At 41.9% G+C, this 20,162-nt stretch carries 21 protein-coding genes, 1 pseudogene and 1 riboswitch; of the genes and pseudogenes, 16 read left to right on the forward strand and 6 right to left on the reverse strand.

All coding sequences use genetic code 11. The annotated features are described in order from the left end of the window. The 10 genes and pseudogenes from ABCM67_RS08430 (at position 1) to ABCM67_RS08475 (ending at position 10,090) form a co-directional block, all read left to right on the forward strand. The gene (locus ABCM67_RS08430; RefSeq protein WP_015526727.1) at positions 1-942 is read left to right on the forward strand and encodes an SPFH domain-containing protein; all 942 of its coding nucleotides are present in this window, start codon (positions 1-3) and stop codon (positions 940-942) included. 26 nt (positions 943-968) lie between these two features. Beyond that, complete coding sequence (argF, locus tag ABCM67_RS08435; protein ID WP_015526726.1) at positions 969-1,967, forward strand: ornithine carbamoyltransferase; 999 nt, start codon at positions 969-971, stop codon at positions 1,965-1,967. Next, the gene (locus tag ABCM67_RS08440) at positions 1,967-2,773 is read left to right on the forward strand and encodes a biotin--[acetyl-CoA-carboxylase] ligase (RefSeq protein WP_059086451.1); all 807 of its coding nucleotides are present in this window, start codon (positions 1,967-1,969) and stop codon (positions 2,771-2,773) included. Before argF ends, ABCM67_RS08440 begins: the two co-directional genes overlap by 1 nt. A gap of 131 nt (positions 2,774-2,904) precedes the next feature. Next, positions 2,905-3,273, forward strand: a complete 369-nt coding sequence (locus ABCM67_RS08445) for a DUF6145 family protein (RefSeq protein ID WP_015526724.1) — start codon at positions 2,905-2,907, stop codon at positions 3,271-3,273. Positions 3,274-3,276: 3 nt separating this feature from the next. Further along, positions 3,277-4,251, forward strand: coding sequence for a tRNA dihydrouridine synthase DusB (dusB, locus tag ABCM67_RS08450; RefSeq protein WP_192925840.1), 975 nt, complete (start codon positions 3,277-3,279; stop codon positions 4,249-4,251). 114 nt (positions 4,252-4,365) lie between these two features. Beyond that, the gene (locus tag ABCM67_RS08455; protein WP_015526721.1) at positions 4,366-5,316 is read left to right on the forward strand and encodes a glycosyltransferase family 2 protein; all 951 of its coding nucleotides are present in this window, start codon (positions 4,366-4,368) and stop codon (positions 5,314-5,316) included. 269 nt (positions 5,317-5,585) lie between these two features. Beyond that, a complete protein-coding gene (gene greA / locus ABCM67_RS08460; RefSeq protein ID WP_015526720.1) occupies positions 5,586-6,071 on the forward strand; it encodes a transcription elongation factor GreA in 486 nt (161 codons plus the stop codon). Between the two features lie 64 nt (positions 6,072-6,135). After that, on the forward strand, positions 6,136-8,175 hold the full coding sequence (lysS, locus tag ABCM67_RS08465; protein WP_118609127.1) for a lysine--tRNA ligase: 2,040 nt from the start codon (positions 6,136-6,138) through the stop codon (positions 8,173-8,175). A 224-nt stretch (positions 8,176-8,399) separates the two neighbouring features. Then, the gene (locus ABCM67_RS08470; protein WP_015517515.1) at positions 8,400-8,852 is read left to right on the forward strand and encodes a VOC family protein; all 453 of its coding nucleotides are present in this window, start codon (positions 8,400-8,402) and stop codon (positions 8,850-8,852) included. A 248-nt stretch (positions 8,853-9,100) separates the two neighbouring features. Next, positions 9,101-10,090, forward strand: a pseudogene (locus tag ABCM67_RS08475) (site-specific integrase). 124 nt (positions 10,091-10,214) lie between these two features. Here ABCM67_RS08475 and ABCM67_RS08480 read toward each other — a convergent pair. The 4 genes from ABCM67_RS08480 to ABCM67_RS08495 form a co-directional block, all read right to left on the reverse strand. Beyond that, the gene (locus tag ABCM67_RS08480; protein ID WP_147603690.1) at positions 10,215-10,853 is read right to left on the reverse strand and encodes a DUF1847 domain-containing protein; all 639 of its coding nucleotides are present in this window, start codon (positions 10,851-10,853) and stop codon (positions 10,215-10,217) included. A gap of 542 nt (positions 10,854-11,395) precedes the next feature. Beyond that, positions 11,396-12,241 carry a MerR family transcriptional regulator gene (locus ABCM67_RS08485; protein WP_147603689.1) on the reverse strand — a complete coding sequence of 282 codons (846 nt, stop codon included), beginning with the start codon at positions 12,239-12,241 and terminating at the stop codon, positions 11,396-11,398. 149 nt (positions 12,242-12,390) lie between these two features. Continuing rightward, positions 12,391-12,591 carry a helix-turn-helix transcriptional regulator gene (locus ABCM67_RS08490; protein WP_004611564.1) on the reverse strand — a complete coding sequence of 67 codons (201 nt, stop codon included), beginning with the start codon at positions 12,589-12,591 and terminating at the stop codon, positions 12,391-12,393. A 98-nt stretch (positions 12,592-12,689) separates the two neighbouring features. Then, positions 12,690-13,292, reverse strand: coding sequence for a S24 family peptidase (locus ABCM67_RS08495; RefSeq protein ID WP_342992744.1), 603 nt, complete (start codon positions 13,290-13,292; stop codon positions 12,690-12,692). 255 nt (positions 13,293-13,547) lie between these two features. Here ABCM67_RS08495 and ABCM67_RS08500 point away from each other — a divergent pair, with 255 nt between their 5' ends. Then, complete coding sequence (locus ABCM67_RS08500; RefSeq protein ID WP_147603687.1) at positions 13,548-13,817, forward strand: DUF6462 family protein; 270 nt, start codon at positions 13,548-13,550, stop codon at positions 13,815-13,817. Between the two features lie 88 nt (positions 13,818-13,905). Here ABCM67_RS08500 and ABCM67_RS08505 read toward each other — a convergent pair whose 3' ends face one another. Together ABCM67_RS08505 and ABCM67_RS08510 are read right to left on the reverse strand one after the other, a co-directional pair. After that, on the reverse strand, positions 13,906-14,487 hold the full coding sequence (locus ABCM67_RS08505) for a TetR/AcrR family transcriptional regulator (protein WP_021650919.1): 582 nt from the start codon (positions 14,485-14,487) through the stop codon (positions 13,906-13,908). Continuing rightward, positions 14,474-15,124, reverse strand: a complete 651-nt coding sequence (locus tag ABCM67_RS08510; RefSeq protein ID WP_147603686.1) for a DUF3786 domain-containing protein — start codon at positions 15,122-15,124, stop codon at positions 14,474-14,476. The genes ABCM67_RS08505 and ABCM67_RS08510 overlap by 14 nt, the downstream gene beginning before the upstream one ends. A gap of 227 nt (positions 15,125-15,351) precedes the next feature. On the opposite strand from ABCM67_RS08510, the gene ABCM67_RS08515 reads away from it, so the two are divergent. The 5 genes from ABCM67_RS08515 to ABCM67_RS08535 all read left to right on the forward strand — a co-directional run bounded on the left by ABCM67_RS08515 (position 15,352) and on the right by ABCM67_RS08535 (position 20,149). Then, positions 15,352-15,726: a GntR family transcriptional regulator gene (locus tag ABCM67_RS08515; RefSeq protein ID WP_015526677.1), complete on the forward strand. Its 375-nt coding sequence runs from the start codon at positions 15,352-15,354 to the stop codon at positions 15,724-15,726. Between the two features lie 2 nt (positions 15,727-15,728). Then, positions 15,729-16,577: an ABC transporter ATP-binding protein gene (locus tag ABCM67_RS08520; RefSeq protein WP_147603685.1), complete on the forward strand. Its 849-nt coding sequence runs from the start codon at positions 15,729-15,731 to the stop codon at positions 16,575-16,577. Next, positions 16,574-17,248, forward strand: a complete 675-nt coding sequence (locus ABCM67_RS08525; protein WP_147603684.1) for an ABC-2 transporter permease — start codon at positions 16,574-16,576, stop codon at positions 17,246-17,248. The genes ABCM67_RS08520 and ABCM67_RS08525 overlap by 4 nt, the downstream gene beginning before the upstream one ends. 155 nt (positions 17,249-17,403) lie before the next feature. Beyond that, positions 17,404-18,762 (forward strand): MATE family efflux transporter, encoded by a 1,359-nt coding sequence (locus ABCM67_RS08530; RefSeq protein ID WP_015526673.1) that lies wholly within the window; start codon positions 17,404-17,406, stop codon positions 18,760-18,762. A gap of 147 nt (positions 18,763-18,909) precedes the next feature. After that, positions 18,910-19,084: riboswitch (cobalamin riboswitch) on the forward strand. A gap of 135 nt (positions 19,085-19,219) precedes the next feature. Beyond that, positions 19,220-20,149 (forward strand): ABC transporter permease, encoded by a 930-nt coding sequence (locus tag ABCM67_RS08535; RefSeq protein ID WP_015526672.1) that lies wholly within the window; start codon positions 19,220-19,222, stop codon positions 20,147-20,149. Positions 20,150-20,162: the final 13 nt, after the last annotated feature.

Here is a 20,162-nt window from a genome sequence, read left to right on the forward strand (position 1 = left end):
ATGGGTGGAGTTGTTGTTTTGCTTGTAGTCATCGTTCTTGTGCTGTGGGTACTTGCATCCTGTATCCGCATTGTACCGCAGGCCTATGCAGTGGTACTGGAACGTCTTGGCGCTTACAAGGCTACCTGGAGTACAGGAATCCATTTCAAGGTTCCGTTCATTGAGCGTGTTGCAAGAAGAGTAAACCTGAAAGAACAGGTTGTGGATTTTCCACCGCAGCCGGTAATTACCAAAGATAATGTAACCATGCAGATCGATACGGTTGTATTTTTCCAGATCACAGATCCGAAGCTTTACGCATATGGCGTTGAGAATCCGATCATGGCGATCGAGAATCTTTCTGCTACAACACTTCGTAACATCATCGGTGATATGGAGCTGGATGAGACACTGACATCCCGAGAGGTTATCAATACCAAGATGCGTGCTTCCCTTGATGTGGCTACAGATCCATGGGGAATCAAGGTTAACCGTGTGGAGCTTAAGAACATCATTCCTCCGGCAGCCATCCAGGATGCCATGGAGAAACAGATGAAGGCTGAGCGTGAGAGACGAGAAGCCATTCTGAAAGCAGAAGGAGAGAAACGTTCCACCATCCTTGTTGCAGAGGGTAAAAAACAGTCCGCGATCCTGGATGCTGAGGCTGAGAAGCAGGCGGCGATCCTTCATGCGGAGGCTCAGAAGGAGCGTATGATCAAAGAGGCTGAAGGACAGGCACAGGCAGTCCTTAAAGTACAGCAGGCAACTGCAGAAGGACTTCGTATGATCAAGGAAGCAGGAGCAGATGAATCTGTTCTTACTCTGAAGAGCCTGGAGGCTCTTACAAAAGTTGCTGACGGCAAGGCAACGAAGATCATCATTCCGTCCGAGATACAGGGCATCGCAGGGCTGGCAACATCCCTGAAGGAAATCATGACAGATAAACCGGCAGAGCAGAAATAAATCTGCAGCCGTGAGGAGGACATATTATGAATCTTAAAGGAAGAAATTTCCTGACACTGAAAGACTTTACGCCGGAAGAGATCACTTACATGATCGACCTTGCAGCAGATCTGAAGGCAAAGAAAAAAGCAGGAGAGCTTCATGAGTATTACAGAGGTAAGAATATTGCCCTGATCTTTGAAAAAACAAGCACAAGAACACGCTGTTCCTTCGAAGTGGCAGCTCATGATCTGGGAATGGGTTCTACCTATCTTGATCCCACAGGCTCCCAGATTGGAAAGAAGGAGAGCATCGCAGATACTGCAAGAGTTCTCGGAAGAATGTATGAGGGAATCGAGTACCGTGGCTTCGGTCAGGATATTGTTGAGGAGCTTGCGAAGCATGCAGGTGTACCGGTATGGAATGGCCTGACAAACGAGTATCATCCGACACAGATGCTTGCAGATATGCTGACAGTACGTGAACATTTCGGCAAACTGAAAGGCCTGAAGCTTGTATACATGGGCGATGCCCGTTACAACATGGGTAACTCCCTGATGGTTGTATGCTCCAAGCTTGGTCTTGATTTCGTAGCCTGCACCAATAAGAAATATTTCCCGAATGATGAGCTTGTAGCACAGTGTCAGCAGTGGGCAGAAGAGGCAGGTTCCACCATCACTCTCACAGAGGATGTGGAGGCAGGAACAAAAGATGCGGACATCATCTACACAGATGTATGGGTATCCATGGGCGAGCCTGATGAAGTATGGACAGAGCGTATCCACGACCTGACACCATACAAGGTTACCAGACATGTAATGGAGAACGCCGGTGAAAAGGCGATCTTCCTTCACTGTCTGCCGGCATTCCATGATCTTAAGACAAAGATCGGAAAAGAGATGGGCGAGCGTTTCAACCTTACAGATATGGAGGTTACAGACGAAGTATTCGAGTCTCCGCAGTCCAAGGTATTCGACGAAGCTGAGAACCGTATGCACACCATTAAGGCTGTGATCGTTGCAACATTAGGAGAGCCGGAGAAATAATGTCAGATTTATTTAATGAAGAAATAATTTCACAGGCAACACATACAAAATGGGCGGGCAAAACCGTCCATTTTGCAAGAGAAACAGATTCCACCAACCTCTGGGGAAAACGTGCCTGGAGGGAAGAAGGCGCAGGACACGGAGAGCTGTTTGTGGCAGAATATCAGTCCGCAGGACGCGGACGTTTTACAAGACGATGGAGTGCGCCGCCGGACAGTGCCATTACTATGAGTATCCTTATCTGCCCGGAATTTTCTCCGCAGAAGGCGCCGATGCTGACACTTGTTATGGGACTTTCAGTTGCACAGGCAGTAGCAGAGCTCGGTCTTGAGGTAGGGATCAAATGGCCTAACGATGTAGTTGTTTCCCGCAAAAAGATCTGCGGTATCTTAACCGAAATGACCATGAAGCAGGATAAGATCGGCTGTGCAGTTATCGGAGTCGGGATTAACGTAAATATGGAAAGCTTCCCGGAAGAAATGGCAGATAAGGCTACCTCTCTGTATCTGGAAAGCGGACATCCCTTTGACCGGGCACAGGTAGTCGGACTTGTGATGAAGCATTTTGAGGAAAATTATGAGAGATTTGTACAGACAGAGGATCTCAGCGGCCTGAAACCGGATTATGAGAAAATGCTGGCCAATCTGAACCAGCCGGTACGTGTACTGGATCAGAATGATCCATATGAGGGGATCGCAAGAGGGATCAATGCCGGCGGAGAGCTTCTGGTAGAGCGTGCAGACGGTACAGTCGAGGAAGTAAATTCCGGAGAGGTTTCTGTACGTGGTTTATACAGCTATGTGTAAAACATGCAGCACAGATCGGATAAAATTTCCGGCAGCGATTTTCCGTTGATGTTTTATTGCAGTAGTGGAAAAAACAAGAATCTCCCTGCTTTAGCTGTGGGGAGTGTCAAGTTATAAATAAAGGAGATTTTATGTATCAGGATAACATTGTGCTCTGCGGAGCAAGCTCTTATGAGCAGAAATATTATTTTAACCAGGATTTTGCGTCTCTTCCTGAGACGGTAAAGCAGGAGCTGCAGATCATGTGTGTGCTTTTCACAGAGGATGTAGGCGGGATCCTGACACTGGAATTTGATGAGGACGGCAGTCTGCAGTTTAAGACTGAGGCCCTGGAGGCAGATGCCCGTTTTGACGAGATCGGAAGTGCACTGAAGATCAAGGAACTCCAGCGGGACAAAAGAGAGCTTCTGGAATCTCTGGAAATGTATTACAAGGTATTTTTCCTGGGAGATATCCCGGATGAGGAACTGCAGAAAAAAGCAGATGCCGTTGAGGAATGATCCATGAAGATGCAGTGGAAGATCGGAAATGTGGAGATACCGAACCCCTTTGTGCTTGCACCGATGGCAGGGGTTACGGATCTGGCATTTCGAAGACTTTGCAAGGAGCAGGGTGCAGGCCTGATCTGTATGGAAATGGTCAGTGCCAAGGCAATCTCTTTTCATAATAAGAACACAGAGGCGCTGATGGAGATCAATCCCGGGGAGCATCCGGTATCCATGCAGCTTTTCGGCAGCGAGCCGGACCTTATGGCAGAGGTGGCAAAAAGCATTGAGGAGCGTCCCTTTGACATTCTCGATATCAATATGGGATGTCCGGTTCCCAAGGTGGTAAATAATGGCGAGGGCTCAGCTCTTCTGAAGGATCCTCAGCTGATCGAAGAGATCGTCCGCAGTGTTTCCGGAGCAGTTTCCAAGCCGGTAACGGTGAAGGTCCGCATTGGCTTTGATGAAAATACGCCGGTGGATGTGGTGGAGATCGCAAAACGGGTGGAGGATGCCGGTGCAGCAGCCATCGCAGTTCATGGAAGGACCAGACAGCAGTATTATTCTGGTCAGGCGGACTGGGATGCTATCCGCAGGGTGAAGGAAGCGGTGACTATTCCGGTGATAGGAAACGGAGATATCGTTTCACCGGAAACTGCAGAAGCCATGTTTAAAGAGACTGGCTGCGATGCGGTGATGATCGGCCGTGCAGTACGTGGGAACCCGTGGATCTTCCGAGAGCTGAACCACTATTTCCACACCGGGGAAAAGCTTCCCAGACCAACCGCAGAGGAAGTCTGCGAGATGATCCTGCGCCATGCCGAAGATCAGATCGCGATAAAGGGTGAGTATATCGGGATCCGCGAAATGCGGAAGCATGTAGCCTGGTATACAGCCGGTATGCGCCACAGTGCGGGAATCCGGAGAGAATCTAATAATATTTCAAGCTATGAAGAGCTGAAAAAGCTTACAGACATGGTACTGGAGCGATAAAAGAGAAAAGTATGCCGGAGAAAACGAAACGTTCTATTGACAAGGAACGGGGCGCGTGCTACAGTCAGTTAGCGGGAATCCGCAGAAAGTTTTTTGTTTTACAGGAGAAAAATAATGGCAGATAAAATAGCAGTTTTAATTCCTTGCTACAACGAAAGCAAGACGGTAGCAAAGGTTATCCGCGATATGAAAAAAGCACTTCCGGAAGCTGTGATCTACGTATATGATAATAACTCTACAGATGGAACAGACGAGATCGCCAGAAAAGAAGGGGCAGTTGTCCGTTATGAGTATCAGCAGGGAAAAGGAAACGTGATCCGCAGTATGTTTCGGGATATCGATGCGCAGTGTTACCTTATGGTAGATGGTGACGATACTTATCCGGCAGAGTTTGCAGCTGAAATGTGCAGCAAGGTTCTGGAGAAAGGCACAGACATGGTAGTTGGTGACCGCCTTTCTTCTACATATTTTACAGAGAACAAGAGACCTTTCCACAACTTTGGAAACAGCATCGTAAGAGGTTCCATTAACCGTCTTTTCAAAAGCAACATCAAGGATATCATGACAGGTTACCGTGCCATGAGTTACCGCTTTGTAAAAACATTCCCGGTACTTTCCAGGAATTTTGAGATCGAGACAGAGATGACGATCCACGCCATCGATAAGAACATGCAGGTTGAGAATGTAGTCATTGAATATCGTGACAGGCCGGAGGGAAGTGAGTCCAAGCTGAATACTTATGCAGATGGATTTAAGGTCCTGAAGACTATTGTGAAAATGTTCAAGAATTACAAGCCGCTGGAGTTCTTCTCCCTTATCGCAGCAGTGCTGTTTGTGGTGGGAATGGTATTCTTTATTCCGGTGTTGGTACATTTTCTGGAGGTTGGGACAGTGGAAAAGATCCCGACACTGATCGTCAGCGGGTTTGTGATCCTGACAGCTATCATCTGTTGGTTTTCCGGGATCATCCTTTCTACACTGGTCAATCAGCATAAACAGGATTTTGAGTATCAGACACAGATGGTGACTAATCGTTATAAAGATCTTTTTCCAGAGAAGAAATAAGGAATCAGACCGGGCAGGATAATACAGAAAAGCCGTGTTGAAATCTGAGATTTCGCGCGGCTTTTTTTGCATATTTCAGGGCCCCTTTTTCGACGTGGAATGCTTGACAATACTGGGGCTTTTCGGTATAATACAGAAATTGTGAATATCCTGAGATTTTTACGCCCTTTTTTAGAAAAAAGAGCTCTTGGGAATGGTAGCAACAGAAATATCCGAAGCTGTATTTTTTTCAGAAAAAACAGCACGGTTTTGAAAGGAAGTAAGGCAAAATGGAAGAAGCAAAGAAGAACTTACTCACATACGCAGGACTTAGAAAACTGGAAGACGAGCTGCACGATCTGAAAGTTGTTAAGAGAAAAGAAGTAGCAGGAAAGATCAAAGAGGCCAGAGAGCAGGGAGACCTTTCTGAGAACGCAGAGTACGATGCAGCAAAGGATGAGCAGAGAGATATCGAGGCACGTATCGAGGAGATCGAGAAGATCCTCAAGAACGCTGAGGTTGTAGTAGAGGACGAAGTCGATCTTGACAGAATCAGCGTAGGCTGCAAGGTTAAGGTTCATGATTATGAATTTGAGGAAGATATGGAGCTGAAGATCGTAGGTTCCACAGAGGCTAACAGCCTTGAGGGAAAGATCTCCAATGAGTCTCCGGTAGGTAAAGCACTGATCGGTGCACACACCAACGATATCGTTGAGGTTGAGATGCCGTCCGGAATCATGAAATACAAGGTTCTTGAGATCCAGAGAAACGTATAAAGCAGACAACGGAGCGGATCGCACAGATCCGCTTGAACGACAGATAGATTAAGGAGGCCAACAAGTGGCAGAGCAGAAGAAGCAGGATGTAAACCAGCTGCTTAAGGTACGTCGTGACAAACTGGCAGACCTTCAGGCAAATGGCAGGGACCCGTTTCAGATCACAAAATTTGATCAGACACATCATTCCCTTGAGGTAAAGAATCTCTATGAAGCACATGAGGCAGAGCTTCTCAAAGATCGCAAGGAGCTTGATGTAACAGGTCTTGATGAAGAGCAGGCAAAAGAGGCTCAGAAGAAGGATTATGAAGAAAGAAGAAGCATCATGGACGCAAGCCCGATCCATGTATCAATCGCAGGACGTATGATGTTCAAGCGTGTAATGGGAAAAGCTTCTTTCTGCAATATCCAGGATTTACAGGGTAACATTCAGGTTTATGTGGCAAGAGATGCCATTGGAACCGATTCCTATGCAGATTTTAAGAAATCTGATATCGGCGATATTTTTGGTCTGGAGGGATTTGCTTTCAGAACAAGAACAGGTGAGATCTCCATTCATGCAGAGAAGATGACTCTTCTTTCCAAGAGCTTACAGATCCTTCCTGAGAAATTCCACGGACTGACAGATACAGATACCCGTTATCGTCAGAGATATGTGGATCTTATCATGAACCAGGACAGCAAGAATGTATTCATCAAACGTTCCCAGATCCTTAAGGAGATCCGCAACTTCCTTGCAGGACGTGACTTCATGGAAGTGGAGACGCCGATGCTGGTTTCCAACGCCGGTGGTGCAGCTGCAAGACCGTTTGAGACACATTACAATGCACTGAACGAAGATGTTAAGCTTCGTATTTCTCTGGAGCTTTATCTTAAGAGACTGATCGTTGGTGGACTTGAGAGAGTTTACGAGATCGGCCGTGTATTCCGTAACGAGGGTGTTGATACCCGTCACAATCCGGAGTTTACTCTGATGGAGCTTTATCAGGCATATACTGATTATGAGGGAATGATGGAGCTGACAGAGTCCATGTTCCGTTACCTTGCAGAGAAGGTCTGCGGTTCCACAAAGATTTCCTACAATGGTATCGAGATCGATCTTGGAAAGCCTTTCGCACGTCTGACCATGAACGATGCCATCAAGAAATATGCAGGAATTGACTTTGACGAAGTAGCAGATGATGAGGCAGCCAAGAAGCTTGCTGACGAGCATCATATCGAGTATGAGGATCGCCATAAGAAGGGTGATATCATCAACCTCTTCTTCGAGGAGTACTGTGAGAAAGAGCTGATCCAGCCGACATTTATCATGGATCATCCGATCGAGATCTCTCCGCTGACCAAGAAGAAACCTTCCGATCCGAACAAGGTAGAGCGTTTCGAGCTCTTTATCAATACATGGGAAATGTGTAACGCATATTCCGAGCTCAACGACCCGATCGATCAGAGAGAGCGTTTCAAAGCACAGGATGCTCTTGCAGACGCAGGTGATGAGGAAGCCAACCACACAGATGAAGACTTCCTGAATGCACTGGAGATCGGTATGCCGCCAACAGGTGGTATCGGATACGGAATCGACCGTCTCGTTATGCTCCTGACAGACAGTCAGGCAATTCGTGACGTACTTCTGTTCCCGACAATGAAGTCCCTGGACGCTGATAAGAAAGCTTCCAAGACTTCCGAAGCAGCTCCGGCAGCTGCAGAAGTGAAAGCTGAGCCTGAAAAGATTGATTTTTCTAAGGTAAAGATTGAGCCTTTGTTTGAGGAAGCAGTTGATTTTGACACATTCAGCAAGTCAGATTTCCGTGCAGTAAAGGTTAAAGAGTGTGTTGCAGTACCGAAGTCAAAGAAACTCTTACAGTTCACTCTTGATGACGGAACAGGCACAGACAGAACTATTTTAAGTGGTATTCATAGCTTTTATGAGCCTGAAGAACTGGTTGGAAAAACTCTTATCGCTATCACAAATCTTCCACCGAGAGCTATGATGGGCATTGACTCTTGTGGTATGCTCCTCAGTGCCATCCACGAAGAAGAAGGCGAAGAAAAGCTCCATCTTCTGATGGTTGATGACCATATTCCAGCAGGTGCAAAGCTCTATTAAGATGATGTAAAGATGTACCGTTTTACCGAATAGACGGGACGTACTTCATTTGATAAAAAACTAAAAAAACAGCGATTTACATCAAACTTACATCATTTGATGCAGAAATCGGTGCAAGCAAGAAAAAATCGCATAATTAGTACAATGAGTGGGCAATTCCAATCGGGATTGCCCATTTTTTAAACAAACAAAAATACATATCGAAATTTACAGGAGAAATATATATGGTTGGAAGAATTTATCATGTAGGACTAACGGTTTCTGATTTGGAACGCTCAATTGCATTCTACAGAGATGTCCTTGGGCTTGAGTTTCAAGGAGAGATTTTTATGGAAGGCGAAGAAACAGATAAAATGTTTCGTAGAGTAAATTGCAAAGCAAGGGTCGCTTATTTGAATGGCTCCAAGGCTGTTGAAGCACCGCCAGTTGAGCTGATTCAGTTTGTAAACAACGAAGTAAAGAAAGTTCCCTCTGATTTGTTTACAACATCTATCTCGGAAGTATGTTTCTACACAGATGATATTGATTCTGCTTACAAACATCTCGTAGATAATAATGTGGAGTGCTTGTCTGAACCGCAGTATTTCGATTTTAGAGCAGATGGATTTGGGGAAAGTAGAGCTTTTTATTTTAGAGACCCGGATGGAATCATTCTTGAGATGATGCAGCCGCTTTAATGAAAAATGGTAAGTACAGGAAAGCGGCAACTTTCAGTTTGTCTGGTTGTCCTTTGAGAGGGGAGAAATCCTTTTCTCAAAGGGCTTTTTCTATTTATACGGATATTCGCAAACTACAAGACAAAGCTAAAACTTCATATACTCTAAGCACAAGGAGGTTGAGGTTTGGCTATGAATAACAGTTTAGCAGAAGTACATCCGGAACTTGTTTCGGAGTGGTCGGAGAAAAACTTACCGCTTGGGCAAATATGAAAAGAGGGCTGAAGAATAATACCTTTGAAAATTACAAATATATGTACAATACTTTTGTGCGACCAGTGATTGGAAGTAAAAGAATATCAACGCTGAAGAAATCGGATATTAAGAAATACTACAATTATCTTGTTGATGAAAGAAATTTGAAGCCTTCAACGATTGATAATATACATACGGTTCTTCATCAGGTTTTACAGATTGCTGTCGATGATGACTTTATCAGAAATAACCCGTCAGATAATGTGTTGAGAGAATTGAAAAAAGCACATTGTTTTCAGTCGGAAAAGCGTAGAGCGTTGACGAAACCGGAGCAGGAGCTATTTCTGAATTTCCTGAAAACCCACCCTGTATATGAACACTGGTATCCGGTCTTTGCAGTAATGATAGGAACTGGACTTCGTGTGGGGGAAGTAACTGGATTGAGATGGTGTGATATTGATATGGAAAGTGGAATGATTGATGTTAATCATACTCTTGTATATTATGACCACAGAACAGAGGGAAGTAAAAGTGGCTGTTATTTCAATGTAAATACAACGAAGACTCCGGCGAGTATGAGGTAGGTTCCAATGCTCGGTTTTGTGAAAGAAGCATTGGAACATGAGAAACAGAAGCAGGAAGATTTAGGACTTCATTGCGAGGTCACGATTGACGGATATACAGATTTTATTTTCATCAATCGTTTTGGTCAGGCACAGCACCAAGCCACACTCAACAAAGCAATCCGAAGAATTATCCGTGATTGCAATGATGAGCAGTTTTTGCACAGTGATGAACCTGATGTGTTACTTCCTCATTTTAGCTGCCACTCGCTTAGACATACATTTACAACAAGAATGTGTGAAGCTGGAGTAAATATAAAGGTCATTCAAGACGCACTCGGACATTCAGATATTTCAACTACACTGAACATCTATGCTGATGTTACAAAAGAAATGAAAGCGGAAGAGTTCAAAGGATTGGATAGCTACTTCAAAGTATAATATTGGACTTCACATACAGAAAGAGAACATACAGAGTGTTGTGTGTTCTTTTTTTCGTTGGATAAAAAGAGAAATGCTTGAATGGGATATCTTTATGTATCTTTAAACGCCCAAATTAGAAATATTACTCTTCTTCACTCTTCTTCAACTTCGAATAATAACTATCCGCAGTATAAAGCGCCGCCACCGGATTATGCCCCAATACACGGTCTTTCGTCACTGCTGTCGTAGTCAGTGCCTCGGAATATTTGTAAAACAGACTGTCATGCCCCACACAAAGTCCGACCACAACATTCAGGTCCGTCTTCGCCTTGTTCAGAAGCTTTGCCTGCAGGATCGGATTACACATATTCACACCGACACCTTCGCAGCATTCCGGGATGCCGACCGATGTTTTCTTCTGTGTTCCGGCTTTACAGCCGACACCATACACCTCAAAGCCATGTCTGCGCAGGATATCTGCCAGGATACGGCTTTCTTTCAACAATCCGACACAGGTTGCGATCCCGATCTTTTTCGCATTAATTTTCTTTGCAAAATCCATGATTTCTTCGACACGGGTATGTTTGCAGTAATTCTCATACTCTACTTCAGCTGCAGCGATTGTTACTTTGCGGTTCTCGTCTTCATTGTAGCATTCCATAGCTTCATTTAGAACTTCTTCATCCATGTGTGTTGTCAGACAGAAATCCGGATAGGTTTTATCCATTTTGCTGCAGCTTTTTACTGCGCAGTCGATACAGGACATGGCTTCTTTTTTCATTTTTTCACTCTCCTTTTGTATACCTTGGTATCTACAGAGGCCTGCCACTGGCAGATTCTCTAGATTAAGCTTTACTTTGTAAAATATCCTCTATTTACTTCATAATAACAAATACTTATACTACAGACAATGGTTTTCCGTTTTTATTTTCTTATTTTTTGTAGTTCTTTTCTATGAGAAACGTTCCCCGATTCAGGGTTGATTTGTCATGAATTGTCGATTCTGATTTTTGAAAAATTATTGAAAATTATCTTTTTAAACTTGAAGATATATAACAGTCTCTCTGATAGACCATCATCTTTGGATTTATACTATCATGTATAGGTTATTTCGTCAATCAAAACATTTATCCACTTCCCTCATTTCAATCCTAGCTCTTTCAATACCTCAGCCGAATCCTAGCTACATGGAAGCCAATAAACCATGCAACAGCGGTTCTTTTATTCGCCAGTATATGCAATTTCTATCTCATAGCCGCCGTTCTCATAGTAGGCGTGGGAAAAATAGTATCTTATTGTTATTTCTGAAATATAAAATTTGAATCATAAAACTTCTTTCCCTCTCAAATCCATTTTTACCAAACCAACTACTAACAATCCAATAAAAATTGCCGTGTCCACAAATAACAGTACAACAACACTTTTTACCACTCCGAAAGTAAAAAGTATGGAGAAGATTTCCACTGACAACACAATAAAACACATATAATTTGTCAAATACTCTGTTATAATTTCTCCATAATAATTGTTCATCTGCAATTTCGCATAGATAAAAGGTTTTAATAAATAACGGATTATGATACATATAACAGGACAAATAAAAATCCAGTTTTTATTAACTAGGGATGTTGCCACTCCTTTACTCCATTGTACTGGAATTTCTGTCGGCAACTTAGAATAAGACAAAGCCCCAATAATCAAGCATAGTGCGGTAATCATAGTCCAGGTAAGCATACTTCCCCATATATACAAAAAGCTGACGGAATCCAGTTTGAAAACAGTTCGATTATCTTTCCAATAGTTATGCAAATCTGTTACATATTGTTCTACCTGTAATTTTTCATAACTAATACTTTCTTCATCCAGCATTTTTTCGCACATGAGTTTCGCCTTATTCAAATCAGTAATCTGATTTTTTAATACTTCCTTTTGCTTCTCAAGCATTTCCTGCAATGTTACTTTTTCGGATATAATACTTCGTATATCTTCAATAGAAATTCCCAATGTACGTAGATATGCAATCTTCTTTATATTTTCCACATCATTTTCAGAATAATCTCTATAACCATTACTTTCATTTCTCGAAGGCTCAATAAGTTTTTCCTTTTCATAAAAACGGATATTAGAACGGGATAAACCTGTTCGCTCTTCTACGTCTTTTATAGTCATATTATGCCCTCCTTTCGAGCAACTCTATTTTACTTAATAATAAGCTATAAACAAGGTTTACAGTCAAGCATTTATCAAAAAACTATAGTTGTTGATAAGGACATGAAAAGCTGTCCAAAATAGAAGGTGAACCGGATTGCTGCTCCGACTCAATCTTCCACGTGGAATACATCTTCCACCAGCATATTAAAGTATTTTGATATCCGCAGCATAAATTCGGCAGATGGGGTGCTGTCCCCACGTTCTATCCTGCCAACAGTTTTTGTGCTGTATCCGATAGCAGCGGCAAGGTCATCCTGGTAAATGCCACGCTGTTCCCGGATTTCTCTGATATTATTGGTAACCGCCATAAAAATCCCTTCTTTCAGTTCTATAGATATTTTCTTATTGTCAATTATGCAAAATAATGTGTCCAATAAAAAGGACTTGCAATTTTATCGGCAATGCTTTATCGGCAATGTCCTGTAATAGCAGAAGCATCAGATTTTCCAAGAACTTTTCCAAATATGTCTAAGCGGTCATTTTCACTAACCTTGATAGGTGCATACTTTTCATTAAGAGAGATAAGGAAAATTCTGTCTTTATCGTTTTGTAATTTCTTAATATAGGCTTCTCCGTTAAGAGCGAAGATGCCGATTTCTCCATTAGCAACAGATTCCTGTTGTAATACCCATGCAATCTGACCATCATGGAATTCAGGTTCCATACTGTCACCACTAATACGGACACCGAAAGTAGTATCTTCCGGCAGGATAGATTCATCTATGCGTACAGTCTCTTTCGGTCCGTCTACAAGGAAGTTACCGGTTCCGGCTGATACGGCATTTTCAAAAATATCAATGCTACGGAATGGAATTATCTTAGCAGTCTGCTTTTCATACATTCCGGATGCGTGGAGCAGATTGATATAATCCATAGCTTTTGCGGTATGCTCCTCAGTGCTATTCATGAAGAAGAAGGCGAAGAAAAGCTCCATCTTCTGATGGTTGATGACCACATTCCGGCAGGTGCAAAGCTGTACTAAAATTAAATATAAAATCTCTAAAACCATGATGTCAGACCACAGTTGACAACAATTTGACAACAAAATTTGGGAGAATGATGAATCGTTATGAAGCATGACGAATTTCAGGTGAAAGGGCACAGGTTTGAGAATGAAATCAAAATTGATTCACTGGATCAATGATTGATATGCATGACAACAAGAGCACTTCTTAGAGTTAATCTGAGAGGTGCTTTTTTTTCGCACTAAAAAATATATCCCGGCAGTCAACTTCTGTAAAACAGTGAATTACGCGAAAATATCATGGATAAAAATTATAAACCAATCACAAGTATGAAGGAAGTATCGGAGCAGCTTAGAAAATTGCGCCGACAGTATCTGCGTTATCAACAGGCAGAGATTATTTACAGTATTTCTCATAAGAAATTATTTGAACTTGCCAGTGATGCAGGTGCGATTTACAGAATAGATGGAACCGTATGGATCAACCGGGATATTTTTGATGCCTATCTGGAACAATTCCATGAACTGGCGACAGGAAAGGATAAGGTGGTGTATGGGATATGCACGTAAAGATGTAGAGAAAACAAAGAAAATGGCAAAGAAATTTGTACGCTATCAGGAAGGGGCAGAGCTTTACAGCATTGGACTGAAGTTCCTCTCAGATTCCATGAAATGCCCGGTATTCCCGGTACATTTCAATCATATTTTTTTTGGCATTTTTCAAATAAGAAGTATCGGCGCTGATTCGCCCAAGAAGAAAATATCCCTGATAGATAGAAAGCATGCGCTGCGAAAGAATTTTTGCATGATCTGGAGACAATCCGGAGCATAACAATACTTCCTGAAAAATCTGCTCAAATTTTTTCAGTCCTTCCATAAATACAGATGCAACTGCAGGCTTGCTAAGTGCTGTTTCCATGCCCATCACCGCATACGGGCAGCCTGCAAATGTTTGTCCATTTGTCCTTTCAGATAAAAAATCAAAGATTTCTTCAATAAAACTTTCCCAGTCATTTCCCTGAGAACTATTTTGAAATTGTTCCAGTAAGATTTTTTGATAGTATTCCGTTACCGCTGTTGCCAGGTCATCCTTGCTTTTGAAATAAAAATAAAAAGATCCTTTTGGAAGGTCTGTTTGTTTGAGGATTTCGCTGATTCCAGTAGCAGAATACCCATTTTTCCAAAATAATTCAGCAGCACACTCGATCAGGCGTTGTCTGGATTCTTCACCCTTTTTCAATTCGCATTTCCTCCTTCAGTCTGGAAAACAGATGTGTAAGTGCAAACATAAGCGTTTCATAATGCATGTAATCTAAAGTATTCCTATCTGCAAGAATTTGAAGACTTGCCGGGAACTCGTCATCAGCTTCCCAGAAACGGATGATAATCGGCAAAAAAGGAAAAAGATTTAATTTAAAAGCAACATCTCCTTTTTCCAGTTCCTTTCCGGAAAGTGATATACAGGCATTACGCAATTCAATGGTTTTTCTGTTAAAAAAGTCAGCGGTATTCTGAAAAAATCCTCTGTTCGGCGAGAGATTTCCTGTTCGGACAGAGGAAAGGCTGTTTATATTTACAAATTCATGTGACAGATGGCATCTATCCTTTGAATAACATAAAACATCATAAATAGTCATTGCTTCATTATGATTGGCTTCATGAACTGTTTCAAAATCATTATCTGACCACTGAACACTTCCCGTTTTTCGGTTAATACGATAGGTACGGTTAATAAAAGTAATATATAACCAGTCAGAATTGTAATCTAATGAATATTTATGTATCATTGTAGCCTGATCATATTGCAGGAAAACATGTGCCATTGAAATTTTTGTTTTATCATAATTATTGATAGCTTTCGTCATATATTTCTCCAAGAATATTTTTGTTGTAGTTATTTACAAAATAGACTAATCGGTCTATAAAGTCAATACATTTTGCGTAACAAATAAAAATTAATGATCATGAAAAATAAATGACTAAGACTTCCCATACCTTATGATGGCAGATGACAGAATCCCGGCAGTCAACTGCTGCAAAACAGTATATAACAGTTGACAACAGTATTACACTGTTATATACTGTTTACAACAGGAGGAAACATATGAAGATTATAATCAATAATACATCGATGGTACCAATTTATGAACAGATCATGGAGCAGATCAAGGCGCAGATCATCTCCGGAGAGTTAAAAGAAAATGATATATTGCCGTCCGTGAGAACAATGGCAAAGGAACTGAAGATCAGTGCACTTACTGTGAAGAAAGCATATGACAATCTGGAAGCAGAGGGCATGACAGTCACAGTTCATGGGAAAGGAACGTATGTAGCGGCTTCGAATACACAGCTGATGGAAGAAGAGCGCAGGAAAGAGGTTGAGGCGGATCTGGAAGCAGCAATTCAGAAGGGAAGGCGCTGCGGAATGAAGGAGGAAGAGATCCGTTCGTTGTTTGAACTCATCATGGAGGATGAATGATTATGTTGGAGATCAAAGGAGTAAAGAAAAGCTACGGTGAATTTCAGTTAGACTGTTCGTTAAATGTAGAAAAAGGAAGAATCACCGGTCTGGTTGGAGAGAACGGAGCCGGTAAGAGTACTTTGTTCAAGGCAGTGCTCGGACTCATTTCTTATGATGCCGGTGAGATAAAGATCCTGGGAAAAATACCGGAAGAGTTAAGTGAAAAAGAGAAAGAAGAGCTGGGAGTTGTCCTGGCAGAAACCGGATTCAGTGGATACTTGAAAGGGAAAGATGTTGAGGCAGTCCTTGCCAAATTATATCCAAAGTTTGAAGCAGAAAAATTTCATCAGATGTGTGAAGAATATCAGATTCCGTTGGATAAATTTATAAAAGAGTACTCAACAGGAATGAAAGCAAAGCTGAATTTGATCATTGCATTGACACATCAGGCAGAATTCCTGATGCTGGATGAGCCGACAGCAGGGCTTGATGTCGGAGCGAGGGAAAGGATGCTGGATATTTTAAGAGAGTATATGGAAGAAGAGCCGGAGAGAAGTATCCTGATCAGTTCACATATTTCTTCGGACTTAGAACATCTGTGTGATGACATTTATGTGATACATAAAGGAAAGATCATACTTCATGAAGCGATGGATACGATTCTTGAAAAATATGCAGTGTTGAAGGTCAGTGAGGAACAATATCAGGCAGTGGATAAAAGGTATCTTTTGAAAGAGAAAAAAGAGTTTTTTGGAGTTGCCTGTCTGACGAACGAGAAGCAGTATTATATAGAAAATTATCCGGAAATCGTAGTAGAGAGCGGATCACTCGATCAGGTGATCCTGATGTTGACAGGGGGCGAAAGATGATGAAAGGAATCAGAGGGCTTTTGGAAAAGGATTTTCGATTGTTTTTTCGACAGGGTGGTAATCTTTTTTTGGTGTTAGTGTTTGTAGCATTGTTTTTTATACTTACAGGAAAAACGGCAGCTGCTTTCATTGCAATGTATATCCCATCTGTTCTGGCGATATATTCAGGTAATACGATCAGTTATGATGAAAATGGCCATGGTTACACATATTTATTTTCTTTACCCGTAAATAAAAAAATATATGTCAGAGAAAAATATATTTTTTCCTTTATCATGACAGCATGTGGATGGTGCATTGGAATGATCTGTGCAGGAATTATGGTACTCATAAATCCTGAAGAGGTGTTTGATCTGGAAATGCTGGCAATGGAGTTGATCACATTTTTTGTGTTTCAGGCAATTGCGGGAATTATGATCGCGATCAGGATAAGGTTCGAAGGAGAGAAAGGGCGAATTGTGCTGCCAATTGCAATTTTAATTATTTTTGCAATTTGTTATACAATTGGATTTTTTGTGAAGGCTAACTTGGGATTAAAAGAAATTATTCTGCATGTGATAGGTGGAATAGGGGATCTTGAAATTGCGATTGCCCTTATTGTGCTAAGTCTGCTTATATGGTTTGCTTCGTATAAGTATAGTATGAGCGCCATGAAGAAGAAAGAGTTTTAAGATAGGTGTGGCAAAAATAATCCATTAAAAATAATGATTATAAAGATGTAATAGCTACCAAAAATATGAGAAAAACTTTGTGAAAAAATAGGCTTGTGTTTCGTAAGAGTCCCTTGTAAAATAGCGGTCAAGGATGAAAAGAAAAGGAGACTCTTATGGGAACCAATGAAAAAGATATGACTGCCGGATCTCCCGGAAAACTGATCATAACTTTTGCCATACCGATGATGCTTGGAAATATTTTTCAGCAGTTTTATACAATGGCAGACACCATGATCGTCGGACAAGTGGTAGGAGTTAAGGCACTGGCGGCAGTAGGTGCCGGTGATTGGCTGGTATGGCTGGTGTTGGGGATCATGACAGGTATCACACAGGGTTTTTCTATTCTTGTATCTCAGTATTATGGAGCAAGGGAAAAGGAAAATCTGAAATGTGCAGTAGCGAAAAGCTATATCATGACAGCATTACTGTCTGTGGTCGTACTCGCAGTAAGTGAAGGTACAGTTTATCATGTTCTTTTATTTTTACAGACACCGGATAATGTCATTGATCTGACAATGCTATATTTGCGGCTGATCTTTGCAGGAATCCCGATCATAGCTGCTTATAATATATTTGCAGCGATCCTTCGGGCACTTGGAAACAGCAGATCTCCGTTGATCGCAATGACAGTGGCAGCAGTGATCAATGTGGGACTGGATCTGTTATTTGTGGCGGTTTTTGGCTGGGGTATAGCCGGAGCAGCAGTGGCAACCGTTATCGCACAGGGATTTTCAGCCTTGTACTGTTTGATCGTATTACGTAAAATCCCGGATATCCGCCTGGAAAAGAAGGACTTTTACAGGCAGCCCTCTATGAGCCTGCGGCTTTTGGAACTGGCGGTTCCTCTTGCGATACAGAATGTGATCATCTCCGTGGGAGGACTTGTGGTACAGTATGTGATCAATGGATTTGGTTTTCTGTTTGTGGCGGGATTTACGGCATCGAACAAGCTGTATGGGGTTTTGGAGATGGCTGCCGTTTCATATGGATATGCTATTACAACCTATGTAGGCCAGAATCTTGGTGCAAAGAAATATCAGAGGATTCGAAAAGGCGTGCGCAGCGGCACTTATATGGCAGTGCTCACTTCGGCTTTCATTTCCGGCATGATGGTACTGTTTGGACGTAATGTACTGTCCCTGTTTGTATCCGGTGAACCGGATCAGACCCGACAGGTATTGGATATAGCATATAAGTATTTGTTTATCATGGCTGTCTTTTTGTGGGTGCTGTATCTGCTGTATGTGTATCGTTCCGCTATCCAGGGCCTGGGTAATACTTTGATTCCGCTTGCCAGCGGCATTGCAGAATTTATAATGCGTGTCAGTGTTGCGCTGCTGCTGCCAAAACTGATCGGTGAAGATGGAATATACTATGCAGAGATCTGTGCATGGAGCAGTGCAGCTGTTTTATTATTCGTAAGTTATATGATCATTATACGGAAATATAAAGAAGTCACCGTTCATACATAATGTTATTTACTTAAGGGATCTATAATAATACAGGCAGAAAATATCCGGGTTTCACTATGAAATGTTCAGATATTTTATATTTGACAAAAAACTATTTATATAAAAAGAAAAGTATGATATTATAATATTTATTCATTGCAACTATGAAAATTGAATAGTCAGAAGGGTGTACAAAGTACTTAATAAGGAATCTGGTGAAATGCCAGAACAGCCACCGCTACTGTGACAGGGACGAAAACCAAAATATCACTGGAGAGATCCGGGAAGATGGTAAGTAGGAAGAACTGGAGTCAGGAGACTTGCCTTTTTGACAGAAGAATTCTGATTCGGATGGGATACAGAAGGAATAAGCTCTGCCTGAGGTAGAGGTTTGTTTTTTGTGCTGATATGATGCTGGATCATATCAGCTTTTTTTATTTTAACCGAATAAACAGATGAAAAATGAGGAGAAATGAAAATGGGAAAAGTAATTGCAAAGCGTTTTATATTTATGATTCCGGTAGTGCTGGCGGTTACATTTATTATTTTTATGCTGAGTTTTATATCGGCAGGTGATGCGGCCAGAGTGCTGGCGGAGAAAAAATATGAGCATCCGTCACCGGAGCAGGTAGAAGAAGTACGGCATGAGGAAGGACTGGATCAGCCGGTGCTGGTACAATACGGGAAATGGCTGGATCAGGCACTTCATGGCGATTTTGGAAAATCATATTCTACCAGAAAACCGGCTTTTGAGGAATTAAAAAGATATTTTCCACAGACATTTAAACTGGCAGTTACTTCGTTTTTATTGTTGATGATCGTGTCAGTCCCTCTTGGAATTTTGTCGGCAATTTATGAAAACAGAGTTCTGGATAAAGTCATTCGCATTTTGTCGTCCCTCAGTGTATCTATGCCGTCTTTCTGGATCGGTCTGATGCTGCTCTATATATTTGGAGTAAAGCTAAAAGTGATTTCCGTGATCGGAGGAGATGCCGGAGGCATCCCGATTCTTGCGGCATTTGCCATGGATATCAGTTTCTTTGGAATTATGACGAGATTGATCCGTACCAATATGATACAGGTGCTGAAGCAGGATTACATACGTGCCAGCAGAGCTAAGGGATTGTCATCTGTAAATGTAATTTTGCGTCATGGTCTGAAAAATATCCTGATTCCTGTGCTGACACGTCTGGTATCAATTGTGATCGGTTTTTTCTGTGGCTCAGCTGTGATAGAAAGTATTTTTTCAATTCAGGGAATCGGAAATCTGGCATTGAAATCCGTGATCTCAAAAGACACTCCGGTGCTGCAATGTTTTATCTTTATTCTGGCTGTTGGCATTGTAGTATTAAATTTTCTTGTGGATATCGCCTATTCTGCGATTGACCGGCGAATCCAGTTAAAGTAAAGGAGAGATCATA

The sequence above is a fragment of the Blautia sp. 2227st1_G12_2227SCRN_220401 genome (assembly GCF_039062885.1).
Lineage (GTDB): Bacteria > Bacillota > Clostridia > Lachnospirales > Lachnospiraceae > Blautia_A > Blautia_A fusiformis.